This is a genomic window from Variovorax sp. GW821-FHT06D12, assembly GCF_059419205.1.
The window spans coordinates 280219-305465 of record NZ_JBWKRI010000002.1; the positions used below are offsets into that span (position 1 = coordinate 280219).

Below are 25247 nucleotides of genomic sequence, written 5' to 3' on the forward strand. Positions count from 1 at the left end.
CTCGCGGCGGCGTTGCCGTTACTGATACGCCGCCAGCTCCTGCTTGGCGATCGCGTTGCGGTGCACCTCGTCGGGTCCGTCGGCCACGCGCAGGTGGCGCTCGTAGGCGTAGAAGTGCGTGAGCAGCGTGTCCTGGCTCAGGCCCATCGCGCCGAAGGCCTGCATGGCCCAGTCGATCACCTTCACGCAGTTGTTCGGCGTGAGCACCTTGATCATGGCGATCTCCTTGGCCGCTACCTTGTTGCCCACGGTGTCCATGCGGTAGGCCGCATTCAGCACCATCCAGCGCGACTGCTCTATCAGCATGCGCGACTCGGCAATGCGCTCGCGCCACACGCCCTGCTCCGACAGCGGCTTGTGGAAGGCCACGCGCGACACGAGGCGCTGGCACATCATCTCCAGCGCGGCCTCGGCCATGCCGATGGCGCGCATGCAGTGGTGGATGCGGCCGGGGCCGAGGCGGCCCTGCGCGATCTCGAAGCCGCGGCCTTCGCCCAGCAGGATGTTCTCGACCGGCACGCGCACGTTGTCGAACACGATCTCGGGGTGGCCGAAGGGCGGGTCGTACATGCCCAGCAGCTGCATGTCGCGCACGATGGTGATGCCGGGCGTGTTCTTGGGCACGAGCACCATCGACTGCTGCTTGTGGCGGTCGGCGTTGTCGGGGTCGGTCTTGCCCATCAGCACGAAGATTTCGCAGCGCTCGTTCATGGCGCCGGTGATGTACCACTTGCGCCCGTTGATGACGTACTCGTCGCCCTCGCGCCGGATGCTGCAGCGGATGTTGGTGGCGTCGCTGGAGGCCACCTCGGGCTCGGTCATGGCGAACGACGAGCGGATCTCGCCGGCCAGCAGCGGCGTGAGCCAGCGTTCCTGCTGCGCCTTGGTGCCGTAGCGCGCCAGCACTTCCATGTTGCCGGTGTCGGGGGCGGAGCAGTTGAAGATCTCGGCACTCCAGTAGCGCCGGCCCATGATCTCGCACAGCGGCGCGTACTCGACGTTGCTCAGGCCCGGGCCGTGCTCCGACTCGGGCAGGAACAGGTTCCACAGGCCGCGCTCGCGCGCCTTGGCCTTCAGGCCGGCCATCATCGGCAGCTCGGCATAGGGCCGGCCGGCGCGGGCGTTGGCGGCCAGCTCTTCCTCGCGGCGCTTCTCGTTCGGGTAGACGTGCTCGTCCATGAACTTGAGCAGCTCGGCGCGCAGCGCGAGCACCCGGGGCGTGAATTCGAATTGCATGTCGTCTCGTCCTTCTTCCAATGTGCGGTCGAAGATACGTCGCGATGCGGATCGGGACGGTCGTTCGCGCGACAGCACGAACGCCGCCCTGGGCGGGTCAGCGTGGCGTGGGCAGCGCGGTCGCGAGCGCGGCCAGCGCCGCCACCACCTTCTGCACCGACTGCGCGGCGCGCGCGTCCTTCAGCGTGCCGTCGGCCTCGAAGGCCTCGTTCGCGCGCCCGAGCGCGAACTGCTGCGGCGCCACCAGCATGGCGAAGGCCATCTGCAGGTACTGGCGCAGGAAGTTCATCGAGCGCAGCGCGCCCAGCGGCCCGGGCGAGGCCGACAGCAGTGCGGCCGGCTTGTTGGCCGTGGCGGCCAGGCCACCCGCGTGGCCCTCGCCGGGCGGAATGCGCGAGAGCCAGCTGAAGGCGTTGATGACCAGCGGCGTGGGAAAGCCGTTGTACTCGGGCGTGACGATCAGCACGCCGTCGCTCGCCGCGATGGCGCTGCGCAGTTCGTGCGCGCCGGCCGGCACGCCCGAGGCGGCCTCGAGGTCACCGTCGTACACGGGCAGCGCCAGCGCGCGCAGGTCCATCTCCGTCACCTGCAGGCCCGCCGCGCGCGCGGTGGCCGCGGCCACGGCCGCCAGCCGGCGGTTGAGCGAGCCGTCGCGGGCGCTGCCGGGAATGATCAGGATGCGGGGACTGTCCATGCCGGGCTCCTTGCCGTGCGTTGAAAGAAGAAGGAAAACCGCGCCGCACTTTGCGCGTGCGGCGCGGCGTTCGTCAGTGTCGCACCCGGAAGATCAGGCGCGCTGCGAATCCAGCTGCTCGCTGTTCGTCACCACCTCCTGCGCCTTCATGTAGCTCTCGATCAGCAGCTGGTAGGGCGGGAACACGGCACTGTAGGCCTCGGCCCATTGCGCGGCATCGTCGCGGTGCCAGGTCTTCTGCACTTCGGAGCACACGCCCGCGGTGTCGATCGGCACCACGCCGGCCTGCACCACGCGCGCCAGCGTGATCTCCTGCGCCATCTTCGAGTAGGTGCCCGAGGCGTCGATCACCGCGAACACGCGGTAGCCCTCGTGCACCGCCGCGATGCTCGGGAAGGCCATGCACACGCTGGTGATGGTGCCCGCGATGATCAGCGTGCCGCGCCCGGTCGCCTTCACGGCGGCCACGAACTCGGGGTTGTCCCAGGCGTTGATCTCGCCCTTGCGCGCCACGTACTGCGCATGCGGCGCGTACTTGTGCACTTCGGGAATCAGCGGGCCGTTCGGGCCCTGCGGCACCGAGGCGGTGGTGATGACCGGGATCTTCGCCAGCGTCGCGACCTTGGCCAGCGTGGTGACGTTGGAACGCAGCTCGGTCATCGGCATGTCCTTCACGGTCTGGAACAGCCCGCTCTGGTGGTCGATGAGCAGCATCACGGCGTCGTCCGGGTCGATGACGGGCTTGGCGCCGTTGAAGTTGGCGACGGTGTTCGGTGTGGTCATGGGGTGCTCACTTTCCCTGGGTCAGCTGCGTGTAGCTGGTGATGAGATTGCGGTAGTCGGGGATGTGGTTGGAGAACAGCGTCCCCAGGCCCTCGATGTCGTTGCGCCAGTCGCGGTGCAGCTCGCAGGCCACGCCGAACCACGACATCAGCTGCGCGCCGGCGGCCGACATGCGGTCCCATGCGGCCTGGCGCGTCACGTCGTTGAAGGTGCCCGACGCGTCGGTGACGACGAACACGTCGAAGCCCTCGGCCAGCGCCGACAGCGCCGGGAAGGCCACGCAGACCTCGGTGACCACGCCGGCGATCAGGAGCTGCTTCTTGCCCGTGGCCTTCACGGCCTTGACGAAGTCCTCGTTGTCCCAGGCGTTGATCTGGCCGGGGCGCGGGATGTAGGGCGCGTCGGGGAACTGGGCCTTCAGCTCGGGCACGAGCGGGCCGTTGGGGCCGTTCTCGAAGCTGGTGGTCAGCACCGTGGGCAGCTTGAAGTAGCTGGCGATGTCGGCCAGGGCCAGCACGTTGTTCTTGAACTTGTCGGGGTCGATGTCGCGCACCAGCGAGAGCAGGCCGGTCTGGTGGTCGACCAGCAGCACGGCGACATCGTTCTTGTCGAGACGGGTGTAAGGCTTGGACATGAGAGGCTTCCTTTGCGAGGTTGAATGCCGGGGAAAAATGGCCCCCGATGCATGTCCGTCAGCGTAAAAGCGCGCCCCGAAGTCCGGTAGTCGGTGCAATTGGCTTGCAGCGTTCCACCCGATGGACGATGGCAACACCCGTGCGCCGTGGTCGGATGAATTCGCGCCCGCCGGAGCCGATCCGTGGCGGCGGGTAAAATACCCCTACATGTCCCGCTGGTTTGCCGCTACCGTCCTCGCTTTCATGCTGTCCTGCTACGGCTTCGCCGTGCTCGCGCACGGGCTGGTCGGCGGCCACCATGTGACGTCGTCGTCCGGCGAACGCCAGACCGTCGCGACGCTCGCCGCCTCGCTGGCCGATGGCGGCGACAAGGACATCGGCAAGACATCGTCCGAAGACCCGTCCGCCATGGACGAAGCCGGCTCCGAGCACGCCGAACTGGTCGATGCGCGTCCCCACGCGCGCAATCTGCTGGTGCTCTCCGCGCAACCGCCGCGGCTGGGCTCCACCTCGGTGCTCTCGCCGCTGCTCGACCGGCCCAAGCGGCCACCCCGGCCCCACGCCCTTCTCGCCGCCTGAGGCCGCGCGGCGGCGAGCGAACGCCTGAGGACTGAAACAGTCCGGGCGTTTGCGCTCATCCGATCCGGCCCGTCGCCTGTTTAGCGCGACGCCCCTGCCCCTTCTTTTCAGCCGTTCGACGGCCCCGCCGCACGTGTCATGCGACCCGTCCGGCCTTCTCTCTTTTTCAGGATTTTTCGATGAACTCCAGCCAATCGGCCTACCCCTCCAGCTTCGGCGCACCGTTGGCCTCGGTCCAGGAACGCAACCGCGTTCTGCGCAACACCTACTGGCTGCTCGCGCTGTCGATGGTGCCCACCGTGCTGGGCGCCTGGCTCGGCGTGGCCACCGGCCTCACGCGCGCCCTGTCGCCCGGCATCGGCATCATGGTGTTCCTCGGCGGCGCCTTCGGCTTCATGTACGCCATCGAGAAGACCAAGAACTCCGCCGCCGGCGTGCCCGTGCTGCTGGCCTTCACCTTCTTCATGGGTCTGATGCTGTCGCGCCTGGTCGGCAGCGTGCTCGGCCTGTCCAACGGCGCCAGCCTGGTGATGACCGCCTTCGCCGGCACCGGCGGCATCTTCCTGGGCATGGCCATGCTCTCGACGGTCATCAAGCGCGACATCTCGGCCATGGGCAAGTGGCTCTTCGTGGGCGCCATCGGCCTGCTGGTGGTGGGCATCGCCAACGTCTTCATCCAGTCGAGCGCGCTGATGATGACGCTGTCGGTCGCCGCCATCGGCATCTTCTCGGCCTTCATCCTGCACGACCTGAAGCGCGTGAAGGACGGCCTGGAAACCAACTACATCTCGGCCACGCTGGGCGTGTACCTGAGCCTCTACAACGTGTTCCAGTCGCTGCTGGCCCTGCTGGGCATCGCGGGCGGCCGGGACGAGTAAGCGCGCCAGAACGACAAGACAAGGAAGGAAAGCACCATGCGCCTCACCACCAAGGGCCGCTTCGCGGTCACCGCGATGATCGACATCGCCCTGCACGGCCGCTCGGGCCCCGTCACGCTGGCCTCGATCAGCCTGCGCCAGCAGGTCTCGCTCTCGTACCTGGAACTGCTGTTCGCCAAGCTGCGCCGCAACGGGCTGGTCGAATCCACCCGCGGCCCCGGCGGCGGCTACTCGCTCAGCCGCAAGGCCACGGAGATCACGGTGGCCGACATCGTGCTCACCATCGAGGACCTGGGTGCCAGCAAGATCCGCCCGCGCGCCGCCGGCTCGGCCGACGAACCGGGCCGCTGCGAGATCGACGACCTGTGGGCCTCCGTGAACCTGCGCGCCGTCGAGTTCCTGCGCTCGATCTCGCTGCAGAGCCTGGTCGACGAACAGAAGGCCAAGGGCGTGCAGCCCGCCACCAGCGCGGCCGCCCGCCGCACCACGGCCGTGGTCGGCTCGCCGGTGCGCAAGCCCTTCGTGGTCGACGCACCGAACTCGGTGTTCGCACTGGGCCGGCGCCACAGCACGAGCAGCTGACGGCGATCGGCGCGGCCGCTGCGCCGCGCCTTGAAAGACCGGGCCCCGCGACCTAGACTGGGCAGTGAGGGCACCCGCGGTGCCGGGGGCCAAGGAGCCTGCCATGTACAAGCGTGTTCTCGTCGCAACCGACGGCTCTTCGCTGTCGGACAAGGCGGTGGCCGCGGCCATCGACCTCGCGTTGCTGACCGGCGCCGAGCTGGTGAGCGTCAACGTCGCGCACATCCAGCCCTATGGCTATTTCGAAGGCTCGATGCTGCTGAACCAGACGGATTTCGAGGCCAACCAGAAACACGTCGAGCAGGCGGCCCAGCGCGTGGCCGATGCGGTGCGCGACACCGCCCTGGCCAAGGGCGTGCGCCGCGCCGACGCGGTGGTCATGAAGTCGAACCAGGTGGCCGAGGCCATCATCCACGCCGCCAAGAACCAGGACTGCGACCTGATCGTGATGGCCTCGCACGGGCGCCGCAGCCTGGCCCGGCTGCTGCTGGGCAGCGAGACGCTGCACGTGCTGACGCATTCGCACATTCCGGTGCTGGTGCTGCGCTGAACTGAACGAACCCGGCACCGCGCGCGCGGTGCGCGGGCGTTATCGCGTGGCGGCCGACTCGACGGTTTCGACGACCGTGCGGCCGGCCGGCGGGCACGACGGCCCGGCATCGCGGCCGAAGCAGCGCGCGGCCTGCGTGCGCGCCTGGGCTTCCTGCGCGTGGCGCGCCTGCGCGGCATCGACCTGGTAGTCGAGCAGCCACTTCATCAGCAACAGCATCGCGATCACCAGCCCGAGCGCCACACCCAGCAGGGTCGTGCGCCAGTTGCGCGGTCGCGCCGCAGACGGCGCGCGGGCCGGTGCGCTGCTCTCCATCGCGGTGAAGCCCGCAAGGCTGCGGGACGCACCACCGTCATGGATGCGGCGGCGGGGGGGTTCGGGGGTCGCGGAACGCGCGGACACCGAGGTCTGCGCGCGCTTCACGCGCGGCGCATGGGCAGTGTCCGAAGGCAGGTGGCGGGCAGGCATGACGGGGGCGATTATGAACGCCTTGCGCCCCCGGTCCGTGCGTCAGGCACCGACGCCGAACGCCGCGTGGTACCGCACCTCGCCGACCGGCCACGCGCCGTGGAACGACACGGCCTGAAAGTATTCCGGCGGCACGCCCGGCAACACCAGGCCGGGCCGCACGACGAAGCCGAAGCGGCCATAGAAAGCCGGGTCGCCCAGCAGCACGCAGCCTTGCGCGCCGGCGTCGCGCAGGCCCGCCAGCGCCGCGTCCATCAGCAGCCGGCCGATGCCCTGCCCCTGGCGCGCGGGCGCCACCGAGATCGGCCCCAGGCCATGCCAGTCGGTCGTGCCGTCGGAAACCGCCACCGGCGACACCGCGACGTGGCCGACGATCTCGCCGCCGTCTTCGGCCACGAGCGACAGCGTGAGCCGCCCGGCGGCGCGCAGGGCGTCGACGATGAGGTGCTCGGTGCCGTCGGCATGCGCCGCGCCGGCAAAGGCCGCCACCGTCAGTTGCCGGATCGCGGCCTCGTCGCCCGCTTGCTCGGGGCGCACCGCCGGCCCCACCTGCGCCCGCCGCGCGGCCTCCACCTTCTTCTGCGTGTCGGCATCCACCAACGCCCGCATGGCGCGGAACAGCGGCCGGCTGCCGGTGTGCTTCTGGCCGTAGCCGAGATTGAATTCGTAGTCGAAGTCCGGCGGGTTCGCGCCCTGGTTGTGCTGCAGCAGGGTCTCGAGCTTGTCGAGCGCCTTGACCGCCTGCGCTTCGGGCGTCTCGGCTTTCTCGTACTCGTCCCACAGTGCGAGGATGCCCGCGCGCAGCGGCGCATCGAGCGTGCGCGTGAGCATCTGCAGGTCTTCGCGCTCCTGCGCGCTCTTGTCGGGGTGCGCGGCCTGCACGATGGCGGGAATGTCGCCGTGGATCGCCTCGCCCAGGTCGTGCACCACGCACATCTTCAGCACCTTGAGCAGGTCCAGGTCGGCCAGCTCGTCCTCGAAGGCCATGGCCATCAGGCACAGGCGCCAGCTGTGCTCGGCCGTGCTCTCGGTGCGGCCCGAGGCCGTGTGCGCGCTGCGCAGCACGCTCTTGAGGCGCTCGGCCTCGCGAAGGAAGTCCAGCCTTCCCCTGATCTGATCGATGTCCATCTCGCCGTCTCGTTCGTCCTGAAGGGTGTCAGGCCGAGCCTACGCGATCCGGACGCGGGCCGTCGTTACAGCGCCGGCCCCAGCCCGATCGGCGCGGGCACCGCGTTGACGATGCGCGTGAAGAGCGACGCATACACCTCGTCGGGCGCGGGGTGGTTGGAGAACAGGTCGCGGTTCTCACCGAAGGCCGCGTCGAGTTCGCGCCAGTCGTCGGCACTGAGCACGCGCTCGGCCAGCGGCAGGATCTCTCGCTCCTCGTGCGCCATGTGCTCCAGGTAGAAGCTCACGTACTCGTTCATCGCCTGCTCGAAGGCCAGGCGGCGCGGCTCACCGAGCATCTCGAAGGCGAGCAGCGCGTGCTCGACGTGGCGGATCTTGCGCTCGCCCCAGGCATGGTCGTTGTCGAGCTTGTCCATCAGGTCGCGCGAGATCGGCGTGCAGGCGCGCAGCCGGGGAAAGAGCAGCTCGGTCTCCTTCGGGTGGTGACGCTTCTCGGGAAACTCGTCCACGTAGAACAGCATCGCGCGCAGCGTCGCGAAGTCGGGCATCGTGCCCTTGCGGCGGTGCTGGTCGAGCAGCATCACGATGGAACGCAGCATGGCCGCCAGCGCGGCGTGCTCCTGGCGAATGATCCGGACGGCGGCATGGGTCATGAGGGTCTCCTTCTTTCGAAGGCCCCAAGGGTCGCAAGCCCGAGGCGGCCCAGGCTTGTTCCAGATCAAGGCCCGTGCATGCAGCCAGGCACAGACTGGCATGGCATCTCCTCTTTCTCATCAACGCACCCTGGAGGTTCCACACCATGTACCAACGCATCCTGGTTCCCGTCGACGGCAGTTCCACCTCCGCCGAAGGCCTGGCCGAAGCCATCCGCCTGGCCCGGCTCACCGGCGGCCGCCTGCGCATCGTCCACATCCTGGACGAGCTCTCGTTCGCGCTCGGCATGGACGTCTACGTCGGCCATTCGGGCGACTGGCTCGGGGCGCTGCGCGCCAACGCCGTGACGCTGCTCGAGAAGGCCCGCGCCCAGGCGCAGGAAGCGGGCGTCGAGGCCGAGGTCGTGCTGCGCGACGGCTTCAAGGCCGGCGCGGTCCACGACCAGGTGGTGACCGAGGCCGTCGATTCGAAGGCCGACCTGATCGTGCTCGGCACGCACGGCCGGCGCGGCCTGAGCCGCTGGGCCATGGGCAGCAGCGCGGAGCACATCCTGCGGGTGGCGCCCGTGCCGGTGCTGCTGATCCGCGCGCCCGAAGCCGCGGCCAAGGTGGAGTCCGAGCGCTTCAGCCTGCCGGACGGACAGGTCGCGAACCAGTAGGCCGCCCGCCCGCCGCCGGTTTGACGGGGCCCGGCACCGCGCCCAGAATGGCCTGCTCCGCTCGCGGCTTCTTTCGCGCAAGAACCGCCCGCCCGTTCCCCGTTTCAAGGAGCAGCGTCATGAGCTCACCCCAGCACATCCGGCAGTCCATGGACACCCTCGCGAGCCACTTCGCGACGCATCCCCAGGACGCACTGACCCAGGACAAGCCGGCCACGGCCACGCTGGTGTCGGGCCTGCACTTTCGCGTGACCGGGCCCACGGGGGAATCCATCGCGACCGACATGCCGAAGGCCATCGGAGGCAAGGCTGAAGCGCCATCGCCCGGCTGGTTCATGCGCGCCGCCCTGGCGAGTTGCGAAACAACCGTGATCGCCATGCGGGCCGCCCAGCTCGGCATCGCGTTGACGACGCTCGAAGTGGTCGTCGGCAGCCAGTCGGACAGCCGCGGCCTGCTCGGCGAGCCGGCCTCCGTGCCCGCCGGCCCCAGCCGCATGCACGTCGCGGTGCGGATCGCCGCGGAGGGCGTGCCGGAGCAGGCGTTGCGCGACCTGGTGCACTGGGCCGAGGCCCACTCCCCGGTGGGCAGTGCGCTGCGCCGGGCCGTGCCGCTCGATGTGGCGGTGCAGGTCGGGCCGGCCTGACGGCACCCGCGAAGACCGTCCTCAGGCGTAGGAACGCAGCCGCACCGCAAAGGCCGCCAGCGGTGCGATGCCGCTGGCTTCGGCGCGCTCGCACCAGTCCTGCAGCCGCTTCACGAGCTGTTCGCCGGTGGCGCCCGAGCGGCTCCACAGCGCGGTCAGCTCGCGCCGCATCGCGTACATCGTTTCCAGTGCCTGCGAAGCCACCAGCGCCTGCGTGAGCTGCGCATGGCGCGTGGCGTCGAGCGCCTTTTCTTCCTTGCCGAGCCAGGGCCGCGCGGCGCGCAGTGCGCGTGCCTTGTTCGGCGCGAGCGCATGCACCCGCGCCAGCTCCTCGGTGCAGGCCTGCTTCAGCGAGCGCGAGTAGTTCGACAGCACGTCGTAGTGGTGCCGGATCACCGCCTGCACCGTGAGCAGGTCGACGGTGGCGCGCGGCGTGGTGAGGCGCGGCTTCGGCGCCAGGTGCTTCACCTTCGCCAGCCCCAGCGCCTGCAGCGCGCGGATGTAGACCCAGCCGATGTCGAACTCGAACCACTTGTTCGACAGCTTGGCCGAGGTCGGGAACGCGTGGTGGTTGTTGTGCAGCTCCTCGCCGCCGATCAGCAGGCCGATGGGAAAGATGTTCGTGCTCGCGTCCGACGCAGGCCAGTTGCGGTAGCCCCAGAAGTGGCCGATGCCGTTGACCACGCCGGCGGCCCAGAACGGAATCCACGCGATCTGCACGAGCAGCACCAGCGCGCCCGGCAGCACGCCGAACAGCGCCATGTCGATCAGGCCCATGCAGGTGATGCCCAGCGTCTGGTAGCGCGTGTACAGCCGCCGCTCGAGCCAGTCGTCGGGCGTGCCGTGGCCATAGCGGCTGAGCGTCTCGGGGTTGCGCGCCTCGGCCACGTACAGCAGCACGCCGCCCCACAGCACGCGCTTCAGGCCCACCACCTGCGGGCTGTGCGGGTCGTCGGGCGTGTCGCACTTGGCGTGGTGCTTGCGGTGCACCGCGGCCCATTGCTTGGTGACCATGCCCGTGGTCATCCAGAGCCAGAAGCGGAAGAAATGGCTGGCGATGGGGTGCAGGTCGAGCGCGCGGTGCGCCTGGTGGCGGTGCAGGAAGATGGTGACCGAGGCGATGGTGACGTGCGTCAGCGCCAGCGCGGCCAGCAGCACGCCCCACCACGGGAGATCGAGCGCGCCCGAGAAAAGAAAAGATGCCATTCGTTCGTACCTTCTGGACCCTGTGGACAACGGGCGCGATTCTCGGAAGCGCCCCGCCCGCATGCCTTGCGCCAGATCAACGGCGGGCGCTGCGGCTGCCGCAGCCGCGCCTTGCGTGCTACGCTTCCCGGCTCCCTGCGCCCTTCCCCGTGGCGCCGGCGTTTTTTCTCCCAGCCCCCGCATGACTTCTGCCCCCCACATCGCGGTGCTCGACGACGAGGTCGACATCACGCTGCTGCTGGCCAACTACCTCCAGGGCCACGGCTATCGCGTCACCCAGATCCACGACGGCGCGGCGCTGCGCTCGCTCATGGCCGCCGACCCGGCCGACCTCGTGCTGCTGGACCTCGGCCTGCCCGGCGAAGACGGTTTTTCCATCGCCCGCCACATGCGCGAGAACTGGCGCTGCGGCCTCGTGATCGTCACCGGCCGCGGCGACCCGGTGGACAAGGTGGTGGGCCTCGAAGTGGGCGCCGACGACTACGTGACCAAGCCCTTCGACCTGCGCGAGCTGGCGGCGCGCGTCAAGGCCGTGCTGCGGCGCCTGACGCCCGACGCGTCGGCAGCGGCCGCCGCGCCCACGCCGCCCGAGCGCCTGCGCTTCGCCGGCTGGCGCCTGGACACCGCCGCGCGCAGCCTCAGCAACGCGCAGGGCGAGGCCGTGGCGCTGACCACCGGCGAGTTCGACCTACTGTGCGCCTTCGCGCGGCACCCGGGCCGCGTGCTCTCGCGCGACTTCCTGCTCGAGCAGACGCGCGGTCGCGAGGCCGCCCCTTTCGACCGCACGATCGACGTGCAGGTCGGCCGGCTGCGCAAGAAGATCGAGGCCAACGCCGACGATCCGCAGCTCATCAAGTCGGTGCGCGGCGCGGGCTACATCCTCGTGCCGCCGGTCACGCATGGCTGACGGCACAACACCACCCTCCATCCCCGGCCTGCCCTCGGGCGTCGAGGAAGGCAGCGTGTTCCGCTCGCTGTTCGCCGCCTACCCCGATTCGCTGCTGGTGGTGGACCAGTCGGGCCGCATCGTGCTGGCCAACCCCTCGGCCGCCGCCATGCTCGGCTACGCGGCCGACGAGCTCGTGGGCCTGAGCGTGGAAGCGCTGGTGCCCGACAGCATCCGCCCACGCCACGCCGCGTTTCGCGAAGCCTACGGCCGCGCGCCGCGCCCGCGCCCGATGGGCACCGACATGGAGCTCGTCGCCAAGCGCAAGGACGGCAGCGAGGTGATGGTCGAGATCGCGCTGAGCCCGCTGCAGAACCAGGGCCTGCCCTTCGTGGTGGCCGCGATCCGCGACATCGGCGCCTACCCGCGCGTGAAGCAGGCGCTGCAGCGCGCGCGCTACAGCGAACACCTGGCACAGCTGGGCCGGCTGGCGGTCGACACGCGCGACCTGCAGGTGGTGCTGGCGCAGGTGCCCGACATCGTCGCGACCGCGCTGCAGGTCGAGGTGGCCATGGTGTGGCTGCTCGACGGCACCCAGCGCGAGTTCCGCCTGGCCAGCGGCGTGGGCCTGGTCGCCGACGAGAGCGTCGGCCTGCGCATCGCCAACCGGCCCGACACGCAGCCCGGCTACGTGCTCTCGCAGGGCTGCCCCGTCGTCGTGACCGACTACCGCGAGGAGCGTCGCTTCACCGTGCCGCCCGCCTACCTCGAGGCCGGGCTGGTCAGCGCGCTGGCCGTGCCGCTGTCCGACCGGGGCCGCGTGACCGGCATGCTGTCGGTGCGCGCCACCGCCGCGCGGCGCTTCGGCGACGAGGAGATCCGCTTTCTCGAATCGGTGGCCAGCCTGCTGGCCACCAGCCTGCAGCGCGTGCAGACCGAGGAGGCGCTGAACCACGCGCAGCGCCTGGAGAGCGTGGGCCAGCTCACCGGCGGCATCGCGCACGACTTCAACAACCTGCTGACCATCATCCAGGGCAACCTGCAGGTGCTCGAAGAGCTGCCGCAGCTCGCGGCCGACGGCTACGCGCAGCAGCTCGTGGCCGCCGCCGCGCGCGCCAGCCGGCGCGGCGCCGAGCTCACGGGCAAGCTGCTGGCCTTCTCGCGGCGCCAGATGCTGCAGCCCGACGCGGTTGACGTGCGGCAGATGCTGCACTCGCTCACCGACATGCTGCGCCGCACGCTCGACCAGCGCATCCAGATCGAGATCGACGCCGACGACCCCTGCCCCGCCGTGCGCGCCGACCCGGGCCAGCTCGAATCGGCGCTGCTGAACATCGCCATCAACGCGCGCGACGCCATGCCCGAGGGCGGGCGCCTGCACTTTCGCGCCGAAGCCTGCGACGCCCTGCCCGCCACCGTGCGCCAGGAACTGAGCGACGCCGACGCCGGCCGCCGCTTTGTCGCGCTCTCCATCGCCGACAGCGGCACCGGCATGACCGACGCGGTCATGGAACACCTCTTCGAGCCCTTCTTCACCACCAAGGAAGCCGGGCGCGGCACCGGCCTGGGCCTGAGCACGGTGTACGGCTTCGTGAAGCAGTCGCGCGGCGCCATCGCCATCGACAGCAAGCTCAACGCCGGCACCACCGTCACGCTCTACCTGCCGCAGGTCGAGGCCGATGCGGCGAGCGCTGCGGCGCCCGCCGACGAAGACCCGATCGAGATCGAAGCCGAAGCCACGCTGGCACCGGGCCTGCGCGTGATGCTGGTCGAAGACGACGCCGAGGTGCGCCAGGTGGTCCACACCTTCCTGACCACGCTGGGCTGCGAAGTCGCGACCGCCGCCAACGCCGAACAGGCACTGCCTTCCATGGCCGCCGAAGCCACGCCCTTCGACCTGCTGCTGAGCGACATCGCGCTCGGCCCCGGCATGCGCGGCACGCGGCTGGCCGCCGAGGCGGTGCAACGCCAACCGCGGCTGGCGGTGCTGCTGATGTCGGGGTTCTCGGCCGAGCTGCTCGACGCCGACCGCGAAGCGCCGCCGGGCTGGGAGCTGCTGCGCAAGCCGTATTCGCGCAGCGAGCTGGCACGCGCGATGGCGCGGGCGCTGTTGGCTGCGCGCGAGTGAACGACGTCTCTTCCTACTGAAGCATCGCGGGCGCCGGCGCCAGGCAGCGCTGCACGAAGGCCGAGAGCGCGCCCACGTCGGGAATCTGCACCTCGCGCCGGCCCTTGGTGGCAAAGCCGATGACCTTGTCGCGCGCCAACCGCGAGAGTGCGCGGCTCACGCTTTCGAGCGTCATGCCCAGGTAGTTGCCGATCTCGGCGCGCGTCATGCGCAGCGTGATCTCGTCGGTGCGCATGCCGCGGTCGGCCAGCGACTCGGCCCAGTAGCGCAGGAAGTCGGCCACGCGCGCGTCGGCCGGCAAGGTGCACACCGACATCAGCGAATCGCGGTCGTGCGCGATCTCGCGGCTCATCGCGGCGTGCAGCATCTGCAGCAGCGCGGGGTGCGTGGTGCAGGCGGCCAGCAGCGACTCGTAAGGCACGACCCAGACCTCGCCGGTGTCCATGGCCACGGCGTCGCACACGTAGCGCTGGCCCGCGATGCCGTCGAAGCCCAGCCAGTCGCCGCGGAACTTCAGGCCCACGACCTGTTCGCGCCCATCGGCCGAGAGATTCACGATCTTGAAGAAGCCCGAGTTCAGGATGTAGAGGTTGCCGAAGCGCTCGCCGGCCTGGTAGATCACGTCGCCCGTGTGCACCATGCGGCGCTGCGGTTGCAGCTGCTCGGCCAGCAGGCGCAGGCGCTCGGCCGTGCGGCGGCCGGCGTCTTCCTTGTGCACCGCTGCCGGCAGCGGCCGAAGCGGGAGGATGGGGTTGGGGCGGGCACTCGTGAGCATGGGGATTCCTCGGCGTTCTGTCTGTCTTGTGTGGCGTTGCCTGCGATCAGGCGATGTCTCGATGCTAGGAAGCGCGAGGCCCCGCAGTGACAACGGCCCGCATCGGTGCGTAACGTCGGGTGAATGCTCTGTGTCCGGCGTGTAACAGCGGGGCGGTCCTTGATGTGCGTCAAGGCCAGCGCGGCCGGGGTGGCTAGCCTCCGCGAGACACATGTCGAACCTTGCCATGCACCCTTCCACCGCCGCGCTGTCGCCCCAGAGAGAGGCCAGCCTGCTGGGCCGCGCCCGGCTGCTCCAGCGCGCCGCGCTCGACGGCGCCGCGCCGCCGCGGCTGCTGCGCGGCAAGAACCTCGGCCTGCTCAGCGAGACCCGCGACAGCGCCGCCCTCGCCCTGCTGCGCCAGGCCGCCGAGGAACTGGGCGCGCAGGTCGCGACCATGCGCTCCAGCCTGTCGACCGACACGCCGGTGCAGGAGCTGCAGCACACGGCGCGCATGCTCGGGCGGCTCTACGACGCCGTCGCCTGCGAGGGCATCGACGCCGCGCTGGTGCGCCAGATCGGCCAGCACGCGGGGATTCCGGTGCACGACGGCGCAGCGGCCGACAGCCACCCCACGGCCGCGCTCGCAGGCCTGCTCGGCGAACGCACGGCGGCAGCGGACAACCGGCGCTTCGTGCTACAGGCGTTGCTGATCGAGAGCATCGCCTGAGGAATTAGCGCCTCAGCCGCACCAATCGGCGATGCGGTGGCTCAGGTCCATCCACAGCGCCTGCAGCGCCACCGCTGCCAGCAACACCCCTGCCAGCCGCGCGCCCCAGGCCTGGCGCGTGCCGCTGTCGCCCCACCCGCGCAAGCGCTGCCACAGCCACGGCGCAGCGAGCAGCGACACGCTGCTGCCCGCCGCGAACAGCGCCATCGTCGATGCACCTTGGAGCGGCCCGTTGCCCAACGCGGCCAGCATCAGCGCCGAATAGAGCAGGCCGCAGGGCATCGCGACCCACAGCGTGCCCGTGGCGAGCACGCCCAGCAGCGAGCTGCCGGCCATGGGCCGCAGGCGTGCTTCGAGCGCACGCCCGGCGCGCTGCGCCCACAGCGGCTGGCGGCCCGCGACGGCGAGCACCACGCCCCAGGCGAGCACGAACACATGCAGCATCACCCATAGCGGGCGCCAGGCCGCGACCTGCGCGCTCGCTGCGCCCAGGCCGTGCAGGCTCGCGGCGGCGATGGCGCCGGCGGCGGCGTAGCTCGCCATGCGGCCGAGATGGAAGGCGATCGGTGCGATGGCATGCGTTCCCTGTGACAACCCGCCCACCGGCACGATGCGGATCACCGCGGACGACACCGCGCCGCACATCGCCACGCAGTGCGGCCCGCCCGCGAGCCCCATCAACAGTGCGGCGCCGGCGAGTGCGGGGGATTCCATCGAATCAAACCACGCGCGAGAAGCGCGTGCGCGTCGCGGCGCAGTAGCGGTCGAACACCATCGCCACGGCGCGCACGAGGAACCAGCCGGCCTCCGTGACCTCGATGGCGCGCGGTGACAGGCGCACCAGCCCCTGCTCGGCCATCGGCACCAGCGCGGCACGCTCGGGGGCGAAGTAATCCGCAAAGGCGATGCCGTGCGCGGCCTCGACGGCGTCGAAGTCCACGCGACCCCGGCACATCAGCGCCATGATGACCTCGCGGCGCAGCACGTCGTCGTCCGACAGCACGAGCCCCTTGACCACGGGCAGGCGGCCCTGGTCGAGCAGCGCGTAGTAGTCCTCCAGCGTCTTCGCGTTCTGGCTGTAGGTCGCGCCCACGCGGCCGATGGCCGACACGCCGAGCGCGACGAGGTCGCCGTCGGGCTGCGTGCTGTAGCCCTGGAAATCGCGGTGCAGCCGCCCCTCGCGCTTGGCCACGGCCAGTGGGTCGTCGGGCAGTGCGAAGTGGTCCATGCCGATGTAGACGTAGCCGGCTTCGGTGAGCGCTGCGATCGCGCGCCCGAGCATGCGCACGCGCGTGGGGGCGTCGGGCAGCTCGTCGGCCGCGATGCGCCGCTGCGGCTTGAAGCGCTCCGGCAGGTGGGCGTAGGCATACAGCGCGATGCGGTCGGGCCGCAGTTCGCGGATCTGCGCGAGGGTGCGCTCGAACGAGGCATCGTTCTGACGAGGCAGGCCGTAGATCAGGTCGACGTTGATCGATTTGAAACCCAGTGCGCGCGCCGTGTCCATCAGCGCGAAGACCTGCGCCGCCGGCTGGATGCGGTGCACGGCCTGCTGCACGGCGGGGTCGAAGTCCTGCACGCCGAAGCTCAGGCGGTTGAAGCCGAGCGCGGCCAGCGCCGCGAGGCGCTTCGCATCGACGGTGCGCGGATCGATCTCGATCGACTGCTCGCCGCCCGGCACGAACGCGAACGTACGGCGCAGCAGGGCCACCAGTTCGCCCAGTTCTTCGTCGTCCAGGAAGGTCGGCGTGCCGCCGCCCAGGTGCAGCTGACCGACGGGCGCACCAGGGCCGAGCTGCGCGACCTGCAGCGCCACTTCGCGCGCGAGGTAATCGAGGTACTCTCGTCCCCGCTCGCGGTGCTTCGTGACGACCTTGTTGCAGGCGCAGTAGTAGCACAGCGATTCGCAGAACGGGATGTGCACGTACAGCGACAGTGGCTCGCCGGCCGTGTCCGCATCGCGCCGCAGCTGCAATGCCTGCGCGTAGTCGCCGGCGCCGAAGGTCTCGACGAAGCGGTCGGCCGTGGGGTACGAGGTGTAGCGCGGGCCGGGCACGTCGAAGCGGCGCAGCAGCTCGACGGGCAGCACGGACGGGGTCTCGGGAACGCAGGCCAGGGGCAGGCTCATGACGCAGTCTCTTTCTCGGACGGCAGCGCCAGCAGCGTGGTGCACGCGCTCGAGGCCGCCGCCATCAGCCAGAACACGAAGAAGGACACGGTGTAGATGCCCTGGCGCGACATGCGCAGCGCATCGGCGCCGCAGTACGAATGGATCGGATCGATCATCGCGAACACCAGCACCTCCATGCCGCAGGCCACGAGGAACGACGGCCACAGGATGCCGGCGATGCGGCGCATGGCACTCACTGCGCGCCCCTCCGGGGCACCGGCACATCGTCCTCGGGCGTCGCCGCGTGGTTGCGCCCGGCCTGCGCCGGCATGCGCTTCTTGTCGGCCAGCGTGCGGTTGATCTCGATGCCTTCGCGGTAGTAGTCCTCCGACACCAGCACCTCGGGGGTGCGCAGCGCCAGCCACACGGTCGCGATGCTCGCGAGCACCACGGCCGCGGGCCCCGCGATCACCAGCCAGACCAGCGGGTAGCGCCACCAGGGGCCGGAGGTCGCGGGCACGTTCATCGGCAGGGCATCGTTCATGGGAAGACCTTTCAGCGCGGCACCAGGAAGACCGCTTTTTCGGAAACCTGCGCCGCGCCATCCGCCTGCCGGATGTCGAAGTGCACCGTGTGCGAGCCGGCCGGCGCGGCGCCGTAGGGCACCTGCAGCCGCACCGCGACCCAGCGCGCCTGCGCGGGCTCGACCTCGATGGCCTCGTCGGGCGAGGCCACGCTCAACCCCTCGATGCCGCGCGCGGCGATGCGGTAGTGCTGCGCGCGCTCGGTCGCGTTCATGATCTGCAGCCGGTAGACGTTCTCCAGCCGCCCGCCCTCGACGATGCGCGCCAGCGAGGCGCGGTCGCGCACCACGTCGACCTTCAGCGGCGTGCGCGCGACCAGGCTGGCGAGCAGGCCCGCCACCAGCAGCGCGAGCAATGCGGTGTAGACCAGCACGCGCGGGCGCAGCACGCGGCGCCACAGCTGGCGGCGCGACCAGCCGGCCTCCATGCCGTTCTGCGTGTCGTAGCGGATGAGGCGCGGCGCGTAGCCCATCTTGTCCATCACGCTGTCGCAGGCGTCCACGCACAGGCCGCAGCCGATGCACTCGTACTGCAGGCCCTGGCGGATGTCGATGCCGGTGGGGCACACCTGCACGCACAGGCTGCAGTCGATGCAATCGCCCAAGGCGGCGCTGCGCGGGTCGACGTTCTTGCGGCGCGGCGCGCGCGGCTCGCCGCGCCGCGGGTCGTAGCTGACGATGAGCGTGTCGCGGTCGAACATCGCGCTCTGGAAGCGCGCGTAGGGGCACATGTACTTGCACACCTGCTCGCGCATGAAGCCGGCGTTGCCGTAGGTGGCAAAGCCGTAGAAGAACACCCAGAACACCTCCCATGAGCCCATCTGCGTTTGCAGGAAGGCCATGCCCAGCTCGCGGATGGGCGTGAAGTAGCCCACGAAGGTGAAGCCGGTCCACAGCGCAATGCCGATCCAGACGAGGTGCTTGAAGGCCTTCTTCACCAGCTTCTCGAGCGAGAACGCGCCGGCGTCGAGCCGGATGCGCGCGCTGCGGTTGCCTTCGATGCGCTGCTCCACCCACAGGAACATCTCGGTGTAGACGGTCTGCGGGCAGGCGTAGCCGCACCACAGGCGCCCGGCCACGGCCGTGAAGAGAAAGAGGGAGAGCGCGCTGATCACCAGCAGGCCCGACAGGTAGATCAGGTCCTGCGGGTACAGCACCAGCCCGAAGATGTAGAAGCGCCGCGCGGCCAGGTCGAACAGCACCATCTGCCGCTCGCCCCATTCAACCCAGGGCATGCCGTAGAACACCAGCTGCGTGAGAAAGACCATGGCCCAGCGCCAGCGCGCGAACAGGCCCTGCACGCTGCGCGGGTAGATCTTCTTCGTCGCCTCGTACAGGCCGACCTCCGGCGCCGCGGCGGGCGGCACGCTCGCGATCGGGATGACGGTCTTTCGCGTCATGGCGTCCCGGTCGCAGGGTTGGACATGCCCCACACGTAGGAGGCCAGCAGCTTGATCTGGGCCTCGGTCAGGCGCCCTTCCTGCGCGGGCATGGCGCTGTGCTTGCCCTCGTTGATGATCTGCACGATGGCGGCCTCGCCGTAGCCGTGCAGCCAGATGCGGTCGTTCAGGCGCGGGGCACCCATTGCGGCGTTGCCCACGCCGCCGATGCCGTGGCAGGCCGCGCAGGCGGCGAACTTGGGCTTGCCCAGGCCCGCGCGCAGCGAATCGTGCGGCTCGCCCGACAGGCTCAGCACGTAGTTGGCGACGTTCTTCACGTCGTCGGGCGTGCCGACCATCGCGGCGGCCGGCGGCATGGTGCCGATGCGGCCCTTGGTGATCGACTCGACGATCTTGTCGGGCGTGCCGCCGTGCAGCCAGTCGGCGTCGGTGAGGTTGGGAAAGCCCTTGCTGCCGCGCGCGTCGGAGCCGTGGCACTGCGCGCAGTTGTTCATGAACAGGCGCTCGCCGATGGCGCGGGCCTGCGGGTCGCGCGCGACCTCCTCCAGGGGCATGGGCGCGTAGCGCGCGTACACCGGCGCCAGCGCCTGCGTGGCCTTGGCCACGTCCTGCTGGTACTCGGCGCGCGAGCTCCAGTCGTTCGTGCCGCGGAAGCTGCCCAGGCCCGGGAACACGGCCAGGTAGCCGAGCGAGAAGACGATGGTCAGCACGAACAGGCCCACCCACCACAGCGGCAGCGGGTTGTTGGCTTCGCGCAGGTCTTCGTCCCACACGTGGCCGGTGGTGTTGTCGGCGTCGGAGGGCACGCGCTTGCGCGCCGTGAGCCACAGGAGCAGCACGCAGCCCAGGATGCTCAGCAGCGAGGCCACGGCCACGTAGCTGGACCAGAAGTTATTGATGAAATCGCTCATCGTGGGGCTCCCTTCAGTCCTGCTCGAACGGCAACCGGGCCGCTTCGGCGAAGCGCTGCGTGTTGCGGCGCGAACAGGCCCAGGCCACGATGCCGATGAAGACGACGAAGCAGGCGATGGTGGCGGCGATGCGCAAGGTGGTGATGTCGGTCATGGGGCGTTGCCTGTTCTTTCTTCTTACTTGAGCGCCAGGCCCAGCGACTGCAGGTAGGCCACGGTGGCGTCCATGTCGGTCTTGCCGGCGACCTCGTCGGCGGCCTTGGCAATCTCTTCGTCGGTGTAGGGCACGCCCACCGTGCGCAGCGCGCGCATGCGGGTGGCGATGCTGCCGGCGTCGACCAGCCCCTTCTCCAGCCACGGGTAGGCCGGCATGTTCGACTCGGGCACGAGGTCGCGCGGGTTGTTCAGGTGGATGCGGTGCCACTCGTCGCTGTACTTGCCGCCCACGCGGTGCAGGTCGGGACCGGTGCGCTTGCTGCCCCACTGGAAGGGGTGGTCGTACACGAACTCGCCGGCCACCGAGTAGTGGCCGTAGCGCAGCGTCTCCGAGCGGAAGGGGCGGATCATCTGCGAGTGGCAGTTGTAGCAACCCTCGCGCAGGTAGACGTCACGGCCGGCCAGTTGCAGCGGCGTGAGCGGCTTCACGCCCTCCACGGCCTCGGTGGTCGACTTCTGGAAGAACAGCGGCACGATCTCCACGAGGCCGCCGATGGCCACCACCAGCAGGATCAGCACGATCATCAGCAGGTTGTTGGTCTCGACCTTCTCGTGCGTGAAGCCGGTGGCGGCGGGCGCGGAGTTCTGGTTGTCAGGTGCGTTCATCGTGCGTCCTCAATGGCTTCAGGCGTGGGCGGCGGCAACGGCCGGGATCTCGGCGCGCACCGAGCGCCCGGTGATCACGGTCATCCAGACGTTCCAGGCCATGACCAGCATGCCGCCCAGGTAGAGCACGCCGCCGATCACGCGCACCAGGTAGTAGGGGAAGGTGGCCTTCACGCTTTCGACGAAGGTGTAGGTCAGCGTGCCGTCGGCATTGATCTCGCGCCACATGAGGCCCTGCATCACGCCGGCGATCCACATCGCGGCGATGTACAGCACGATGCCGATGGTGGCCATCCAGAAGTGCACGTCGATGGCGCGCACGCTGTACATGGCGAGGCGGCCGTACATGCGCGGGATCAGGTAGTACAGCGACCCCATGGTGATGAAGCCCACCCAGCCCAGCGCGCCGGAGTGCACGTGGCCCACGGTCCAGTCGGTGTAGTGGCTCAGGGCGTTGACGGTCTTGATGGACATCATCGGACCCTCGAAGGTCGACATGCCGTAGAACGACAGCGCAACGATCAGAAAGCGCAGGATCGGGTCGGTGCGCAGCTTGTGCCAGGCGCCCGAGAGCGTCATCACGCCGTTGATCATGCCGCCCCAGCTGGGCGCGAGAAGGATGAGCGAGAACACCATGCCCAGCGACTGCGTCCAGTCGGGCAGCGCGGTGTAGTGCAGGTGGTGCGGGCCGGCCCACATGTAGGTGAAGATCAGCGCCCAGAAGTGCACGATCGACAGCCGGTACGAGTACACCGGGCGCCCCGCCTGCTTGGGGATGTAGTAGTACATCATTCCCAGGAAGCCGGCCGTGAGGAAGAAGCCCACGGCGTTGTGGCCGTACCACCACTGCACCATCGCGTCCTGCACGCCGGCGTAGGCCGAGTAGCTCTTCATCCAGCCGGCCGGAATGGCCGCGCTGTTGACGATGTGCAGCAGCGCCACCGCGATGATGAAGGCGCCGTAGAACCAGTTGGCCACGTAGATGTGGCGCACCTTGCGCAGGCCGATGGTGCCGAAGAACACGATGGCGTAGGCCACCCAGACCACCGCGATCAGGATGTCGATGGGCCATTCGAGCTCGGCGTATTCCTTGCCGCTGGTGTAGCCCAGCGGCAGGCTGATGGCCGCGGCGACGATCACCAGCTGCCAGCCCCAGAACACGAACGAGGCCAGCGCCGGCGCGAACAGCCGCACCTGGCAGGTGCGCTGCACGACGTGAAAGCTCGTGGCCATGAGCGCGCAGCCGCCGAACGCGAAGATCACCGCGTTGGTGTGCAGCGGACGCAGGCGACCGTAGCTGAGCCAGGGAATGCCGAAGTTGAGATCGGGCCAGGTCAGCTGCGAGGCGATGATCACGCCGACCAGCATGCCGACCACCCCCCAGACCACCGACATGAGTGCGAACTGCCGCACGACGGTGTCGTCGTAGATGGCCGCGGGAGGGTGCGTGGTCTGCTGCATCGTGGTGCCCGTGAATGTGATTTGCGGGCAGTGTCTGCCCGCGTCGCCCGGGCAGGCTTGATGCAGATCAAGCCCGCTCCGTTCTCCACTGCGGCTTGTATCGACGGCGGCACACGAGCTCGGACGATGCCGAAGGCCGCGGAGCAGGCCGTGCCAGAACACCCGCGGAACTGGCTATGCCAGGCCGCAGGGTGTGCCCCCTGCAAGGGGGTTGGCGAAGCGACACGAAGTGCGCGTAGCCTGGGGGTTAGTCATTCTTCAGGATGCGGTCGCCTTCGACCTCGATGTCTTCGAACTGGCCGCGCTCGATGGCCCACCAGAGGCCTCCGAGGATCGCCAGAACGAGCACCACCGACAGCGGCACGAGCAGGAACAGCACGTCCATCTCAGGCCACCGCAGCCTTACCGGGCGTAGCGAGCCGCGCCGCATTGAGCACCACGAGCAGCGAACTCGCCGCCATGCCCAGACCCGCGAGCCAGGGCGGCAGCCAGCCGGCCACGGCCAGCGGCACGCACACGGCGTTGTAGGCCGCGGCCCAGAACAGGTTCTGGCGCACCACGCGCAGCGTGCGGCGCGCCTGCGCCACTGCCGCGGGAATGGCCTGCAGCGCATCGCCGAGCACCACGAAGTCGGCCCGCGCGCGCGACAGCGGCACGGCCTGGCCGAAGGCGAACGACGCATTGGCACGCGCCAGGCTCGGGCCGTCGTTCAGGCCGTCGCCGACCATCGCCACCTCGCGCCCGGCCGCCTGCAATTGCCACAGCACCTCGAGCTTGTCTTCCGGTGCGCAGTCGCCCTGCACCGCCGCGATGCCGGCCTGCGCGCCGATGGCACGCGCCGCGTTCTCGCGGTCGCCCGAGAGCAGGCGCACCGACAGCCCCTGCGCCTGCAGCGCCGTCACGGCCTGCGTAGCGTCGGGGCGCAGCTCCTCGGCGAGCACGAAGCTGGCGAGCCAGCCCTCGTCGTCGCTCAGGTGGATCTGCGCCGCGTCGACCTGCAGCGGCGGCACCTCGCAGAAGACCGCCGAGCCCAGGCGCACGGGGCGCGCGCCGTGGTCGTCCACCGCATCACGCCGGTGCAACGAAGCCGCCACGCCCTGCCCCACCGTCTCGCGCAGCTGCGTCGCCGACCAGGCCGGCGGCGCGCGGAACTGCGCCTGCCAGGCGTTGACGAGCGCGCGCGCCGCCGGGTGCAGCGACAGCGCCGCGAGCGCCGCGCCGATCTCCAGCGCATCGCCGGGGCGCAGGCCCTGTCGGCAGTACACGCGCTCCAGGCGCGGCGTGTCGCCCGTGAGCGTGCCGGTCTTGTCGAACACCACGGTGTCGACGCCGGCCAGCGCTTCGAGCGCCTGCAGGTTCGAGGTGAGCACGCCGCCGCGCGCCAGGGCGCCCGCGCTCGCGAGCATCGCGGCGGGCGTGGCGAGCGACAACGCGCACGGGCAGGTGACGATCAGCACCGCCACCGCGACCATCAGCGCCTTGCCGGGATCGACCGCCCACCACAGCGCGCCCGCGCCGAGCGCGCAGGCCAGCACGGCGATGAGAAAGGGCCGCGCCACGCGATCGGCGAGCCGGGCCAGGCGCGGCTTGTCGAGCGCGGCGTTTTCCATGAGCCGCACGATCTGCGCGAAGCGCGTGCCCTCGCCCACCGAGGCGATGCGCACCTGCACCACGGCCGAGAGGTTGTGGCTGCCCGCGAGCACGCGGTCGCCGCAGGGGCGCGGCACGGGGCGCGACTCGCCGGTGAGCAGCGCCTCGTCGGCGGTGGTGTCGCCGTCGATCACCGTGCCGTCGGCCGGGAAGGCCTCGCCGGGGCGCACGCGCACCACGTCGCCCGCCGCGAGCCGGCGCACGGCCACGCGGGCCCATGCGCCGTCGGGCCCGAGGCGCTCCACACTGTCGGGCAGCCGGTGCATCAGCGCCTCGAGCGCGCCGGCCGTGCGGTCGCGCAGCCGTGCCTCGAGCCAACGGCCGGTGAGCAGGAAGAAGACGAACATCGTCAGCGAGTCGAAGTAGACCTCGTGCCCCAGCGGCCCCGTGGGGTCGAAGGTGGCGGCCGTGCTGACCACGAAGGTGATCACCACGCCGAAGGTCACGGGCAGGTCCATGCCGACGCGGCCGATGCGCAGGTCGCGCCAGGCGCTGCGAAAGAAGGGCCCGCACGAGAACAGCACCACGGGCAGGCTGAGCACCCACGAGGCCCAGCGCAGCAGCTGCGCCGCATCGGCCGTCATGTCGCCGGGGCGCGCGACGTAGGCCGGGTAGGCGTACATCATCACCTGCATCATGCAAAAGCCCGCGACCAGCCAGCGCCACAGCGCCATGCGCAGTTCGCGCGTGCGCGTCTCGCGCGCGCTGCGGCTGCCGGCCGGCAGCAGGGGGTAGCCCGCGCGGGCGCTGGCCTCGAACCAGCGCGAAGGCCGCGTGGCCGTGGCCGACCACACGACGCGCGCGCGCCGGCTCGCGGCGTTCACCTGCACCTCGGTCACGCCGGGCACCTGCGCCAGCGCGGCCTCGACGGTGAAGGCGCAGCCCGCGCAGTGCATGCCTTCGACCGCCACCTGCGATTCCCAGCGGCCCGTGCCGGCCTCCAGCGGGCGGCCGAACGCGGCCCATTCGGCGGGGTCGTCGAGCAGCTGCCAGGCGTCGGCGCGGGCGTCAGCCCCCGTGGACGACGGAACGGACGGGAACGGCGCGAGCGCGGCGGAAGCTTGCATCGGGGCAGGCTAAGGGCCTTGCCGATGCAAGCGTTTGATCTGCATCAAGGTTC

At 70.1% G+C, this 25247-nt stretch carries 29 protein-coding genes and 1 pseudogene; 9 read left to right on the forward strand and 21 right to left on the reverse strand.

Annotation, left to right across the window (positions count from 1 at the left end; genetic code table 11):
• Positions 1-18: 18 nt before the first annotated feature.
• From AC07SQ_RS07730 to ycaC, 4 genes are all read right to left on the reverse strand, one after another.
• Positions 19-1236, reverse strand: a complete 1218-nt coding sequence (locus AC07SQ_RS07730) for an acyl-CoA dehydrogenase family protein (protein WP_095746577.1) — start codon at positions 1234-1236, stop codon at positions 19-21.
• Between the two features lie 97 nt (positions 1237-1333).
• On the reverse strand, positions 1334-1930 hold the full coding sequence (locus tag AC07SQ_RS07735; RefSeq protein ID WP_095746578.1) for an NADPH-dependent FMN reductase: 597 nt from the start codon (positions 1928-1930) through the stop codon (positions 1334-1336).
• Between the two features lie 93 nt (positions 1931-2023).
• Positions 2024-2713 carry an isochorismatase family protein gene (locus tag AC07SQ_RS07740; protein ID WP_062479955.1) on the reverse strand — a complete coding sequence of 230 codons (690 nt, stop codon included), beginning with the start codon at positions 2711-2713 and terminating at the stop codon, positions 2024-2026.
• A 7-nt stretch (positions 2714-2720) separates the two neighbouring features.
• Positions 2721-3347: an isochorismate family cysteine hydrolase YcaC gene (gene ycaC / locus AC07SQ_RS07745; protein WP_062479957.1), complete on the reverse strand. Its 627-nt coding sequence runs from the start codon at positions 3345-3347 to the stop codon at positions 2721-2723.
• Between the two features lie 244 nt (positions 3348-3591).
• Between ycaC and AC07SQ_RS07750 the strand changes: the two genes are divergently transcribed.
• The 4 genes from AC07SQ_RS07750 to AC07SQ_RS07765 all read left to right on the forward strand — a co-directional run bounded on the left by AC07SQ_RS07750 (position 3592) and on the right by AC07SQ_RS07765 (position 5937).
• Complete coding sequence (locus AC07SQ_RS07750; RefSeq protein WP_062479977.1) at positions 3592-3927, forward strand: hypothetical protein; 336 nt, start codon at positions 3592-3594, stop codon at positions 3925-3927.
• Positions 3928-4106: 179 nt separating this feature from the next.
• Positions 4107-4805 (forward strand): Bax inhibitor-1/YccA family protein, encoded by a 699-nt coding sequence (locus AC07SQ_RS07755; protein ID WP_341890989.1) that lies wholly within the window; start codon positions 4107-4109, stop codon positions 4803-4805.
• Positions 4806-4841: 36 nt separating this feature from the next.
• Positions 4842-5387 carry an Rrf2 family transcriptional regulator gene (locus AC07SQ_RS07760; RefSeq protein ID WP_307694935.1) on the forward strand — a complete coding sequence of 182 codons (546 nt, stop codon included), beginning with the start codon at positions 4842-4844 and terminating at the stop codon, positions 5385-5387.
• A 103-nt stretch (positions 5388-5490) separates the two neighbouring features.
• On the forward strand, positions 5491-5937 hold the full coding sequence (locus AC07SQ_RS07765) for a universal stress protein (protein ID WP_062479963.1): 447 nt from the start codon (positions 5491-5493) through the stop codon (positions 5935-5937).
• 39 nt (positions 5938-5976) lie between these two features.
• On the opposite strand, the gene AC07SQ_RS07770 is transcribed toward AC07SQ_RS07765, so the two are convergent.
• From AC07SQ_RS07770 to AC07SQ_RS07785, 4 genes and pseudogenes are all read right to left on the reverse strand, one after another.
• Positions 5977-6405, reverse strand: coding sequence for a hypothetical protein (locus AC07SQ_RS07770; protein WP_062479965.1), 429 nt, complete (start codon positions 6403-6405; stop codon positions 5977-5979).
• Between the two features lie 42 nt (positions 6406-6447).
• Positions 6448-6954: a GNAT family N-acetyltransferase gene (locus AC07SQ_RS07775; protein ID WP_495272237.1), complete on the reverse strand. Its 507-nt coding sequence runs from the start codon at positions 6952-6954 to the stop codon at positions 6448-6450.
• A 12-nt stretch (positions 6955-6966) separates the two neighbouring features.
• Positions 6967-7533 (reverse strand): annotated as a pseudogene (locus tag AC07SQ_RS07780) (HD domain-containing protein); the annotation flags it as partial.
• Between the two features lie 65 nt (positions 7534-7598).
• Positions 7599-8186, reverse strand: a complete 588-nt coding sequence (locus tag AC07SQ_RS07785; RefSeq protein WP_159273080.1) for a hemerythrin domain-containing protein — start codon at positions 8184-8186, stop codon at positions 7599-7601.
• A gap of 146 nt (positions 8187-8332) precedes the next feature.
• Here AC07SQ_RS07785 and AC07SQ_RS07790 point away from each other — a divergent pair, with 146 nt between their 5' ends.
• Both AC07SQ_RS07790 and AC07SQ_RS07795 read left to right on the forward strand, forming a co-directional pair.
• On the forward strand, positions 8333-8845 hold the full coding sequence (locus tag AC07SQ_RS07790) for a universal stress protein (protein WP_492744522.1): 513 nt from the start codon (positions 8333-8335) through the stop codon (positions 8843-8845).
• Between the two features lie 119 nt (positions 8846-8964).
• Positions 8965-9489 (forward strand): OsmC family protein, encoded by a 525-nt coding sequence (locus AC07SQ_RS07795; protein ID WP_495272214.1) that lies wholly within the window; start codon positions 8965-8967, stop codon positions 9487-9489.
• A 21-nt stretch (positions 9490-9510) separates the two neighbouring features.
• Here AC07SQ_RS07795 and AC07SQ_RS07800 read toward each other — a convergent pair whose 3' ends face one another.
• Complete coding sequence (locus tag AC07SQ_RS07800; protein WP_070062100.1) at positions 9511-10695, reverse strand: DesA family fatty acid desaturase; 1185 nt, start codon at positions 10693-10695, stop codon at positions 9511-9513.
• A 181-nt stretch (positions 10696-10876) separates the two neighbouring features.
• Here AC07SQ_RS07800 and AC07SQ_RS07805 point away from each other — a divergent pair, with 181 nt between their 5' ends.
• Both AC07SQ_RS07805 and AC07SQ_RS07810 read left to right on the forward strand, forming a co-directional pair.
• Positions 10877-11602, forward strand: coding sequence for a winged helix-turn-helix domain-containing protein (locus tag AC07SQ_RS07805; RefSeq protein WP_070062099.1), 726 nt, complete (start codon positions 10877-10879; stop codon positions 11600-11602).
• Positions 11595-13709, forward strand: a complete 2115-nt coding sequence (locus AC07SQ_RS07810) for a PAS domain S-box protein (RefSeq protein WP_495272213.1) — start codon at positions 11595-11597, stop codon at positions 13707-13709. Before AC07SQ_RS07805 ends, AC07SQ_RS07810 begins: the two co-directional genes overlap by 8 nt.
• A gap of 13 nt (positions 13710-13722) precedes the next feature.
• Here the strand turns inward: AC07SQ_RS07810 and AC07SQ_RS07815 are convergent, their stop codons facing one another.
• On the reverse strand, positions 13723-14484 hold the full coding sequence (locus tag AC07SQ_RS07815) for a Crp/Fnr family transcriptional regulator (protein ID WP_369645975.1): 762 nt from the start codon (positions 14482-14484) through the stop codon (positions 13723-13725).
• Positions 14485-14710: 226 nt separating this feature from the next.
• Here AC07SQ_RS07815 and AC07SQ_RS07820 point away from each other — a divergent pair, with 226 nt between their 5' ends.
• The gene (locus AC07SQ_RS07820) at positions 14711-15193 is read left to right on the forward strand and encodes a Rossmann-fold NAD(P)-binding domain-containing protein (protein ID WP_495272212.1); all 483 of its coding nucleotides are present in this window, start codon (positions 14711-14713) and stop codon (positions 15191-15193) included.
• Between the two features lie 12 nt (positions 15194-15205).
• Here the strand turns inward: AC07SQ_RS07820 and AC07SQ_RS07825 are convergent, their stop codons facing one another.
• The 11 genes from AC07SQ_RS07825 to AC07SQ_RS07875 all read right to left on the reverse strand — a co-directional run bounded on the left by AC07SQ_RS07825 (position 15206) and on the right by AC07SQ_RS07875 (position 25194).
• Positions 15206-15907, reverse strand: a complete 702-nt coding sequence (locus AC07SQ_RS07825; RefSeq protein ID WP_495272211.1) for a sulfite exporter TauE/SafE family protein — start codon at positions 15905-15907, stop codon at positions 15206-15208.
• A 4-nt stretch (positions 15908-15911) separates the two neighbouring features.
• The gene (hemN, locus tag AC07SQ_RS07830) at positions 15912-17318 is read right to left on the reverse strand and encodes an oxygen-independent coproporphyrinogen III oxidase (RefSeq protein ID WP_495272210.1); all 1407 of its coding nucleotides are present in this window, start codon (positions 17316-17318) and stop codon (positions 15912-15914) included.
• The gene (locus AC07SQ_RS07835; RefSeq protein WP_223301390.1) at positions 17315-17548 is read right to left on the reverse strand and encodes a hypothetical protein; all 234 of its coding nucleotides are present in this window, start codon (positions 17546-17548) and stop codon (positions 17315-17317) included. Before AC07SQ_RS07835 ends, hemN begins: the two co-directional genes overlap by 4 nt.
• Before the next feature lie 5 nt (positions 17549-17553).
• Complete coding sequence (locus AC07SQ_RS07840; protein ID WP_139702548.1) at positions 17554-17844, reverse strand: FixH family protein; 291 nt, start codon at positions 17842-17844, stop codon at positions 17554-17556.
• An 11-nt stretch (positions 17845-17855) separates the two neighbouring features.
• On the reverse strand, positions 17856-19283 hold the full coding sequence (ccoG, locus tag AC07SQ_RS07845) for a cytochrome c oxidase accessory protein CcoG (protein WP_495272209.1): 1428 nt from the start codon (positions 19281-19283) through the stop codon (positions 17856-17858).
• Positions 19280-20194 (reverse strand): cytochrome-c oxidase, cbb3-type subunit III, encoded by a 915-nt coding sequence (gene ccoP / locus AC07SQ_RS07850; RefSeq protein ID WP_495272208.1) that lies wholly within the window; start codon positions 20192-20194, stop codon positions 19280-19282. Before ccoP ends, ccoG begins: the two co-directional genes overlap by 4 nt.
• A gap of 13 nt (positions 20195-20207) precedes the next feature.
• Positions 20208-20348 carry a cbb3-type cytochrome oxidase subunit 3 gene (locus AC07SQ_RS07855; RefSeq protein WP_062481697.1) on the reverse strand — a complete coding sequence of 47 codons (141 nt, stop codon included), beginning with the start codon at positions 20346-20348 and terminating at the stop codon, positions 20208-20210.
• A 23-nt stretch (positions 20349-20371) separates the two neighbouring features.
• Positions 20372-21016 carry a cytochrome-c oxidase, cbb3-type subunit II gene (ccoO, locus tag AC07SQ_RS07860; protein ID WP_062481700.1) on the reverse strand — a complete coding sequence of 215 codons (645 nt, stop codon included), beginning with the start codon at positions 21014-21016 and terminating at the stop codon, positions 20372-20374.
• An 18-nt stretch (positions 21017-21034) separates the two neighbouring features.
• The gene (gene ccoN / locus AC07SQ_RS07865; RefSeq protein ID WP_495272207.1) at positions 21035-22477 is read right to left on the reverse strand and encodes a cytochrome-c oxidase, cbb3-type subunit I; all 1443 of its coding nucleotides are present in this window, start codon (positions 22475-22477) and stop codon (positions 21035-21037) included.
• Between the two features lie 247 nt (positions 22478-22724).
• Positions 22725-22862 (reverse strand): cbb3-type cytochrome oxidase assembly protein CcoS, encoded by a 138-nt coding sequence (ccoS, locus tag AC07SQ_RS07870; protein ID WP_095948759.1) that lies wholly within the window; start codon positions 22860-22862, stop codon positions 22725-22727.
• 1 nt (position 22863) lies between these two features.
• On the reverse strand, positions 22864-25194 hold the full coding sequence (locus AC07SQ_RS07875; protein ID WP_495272206.1) for a heavy metal translocating P-type ATPase: 2331 nt from the start codon (positions 25192-25194) through the stop codon (positions 22864-22866).
• Positions 25195-25247 lie beyond the last annotated feature (53 nt).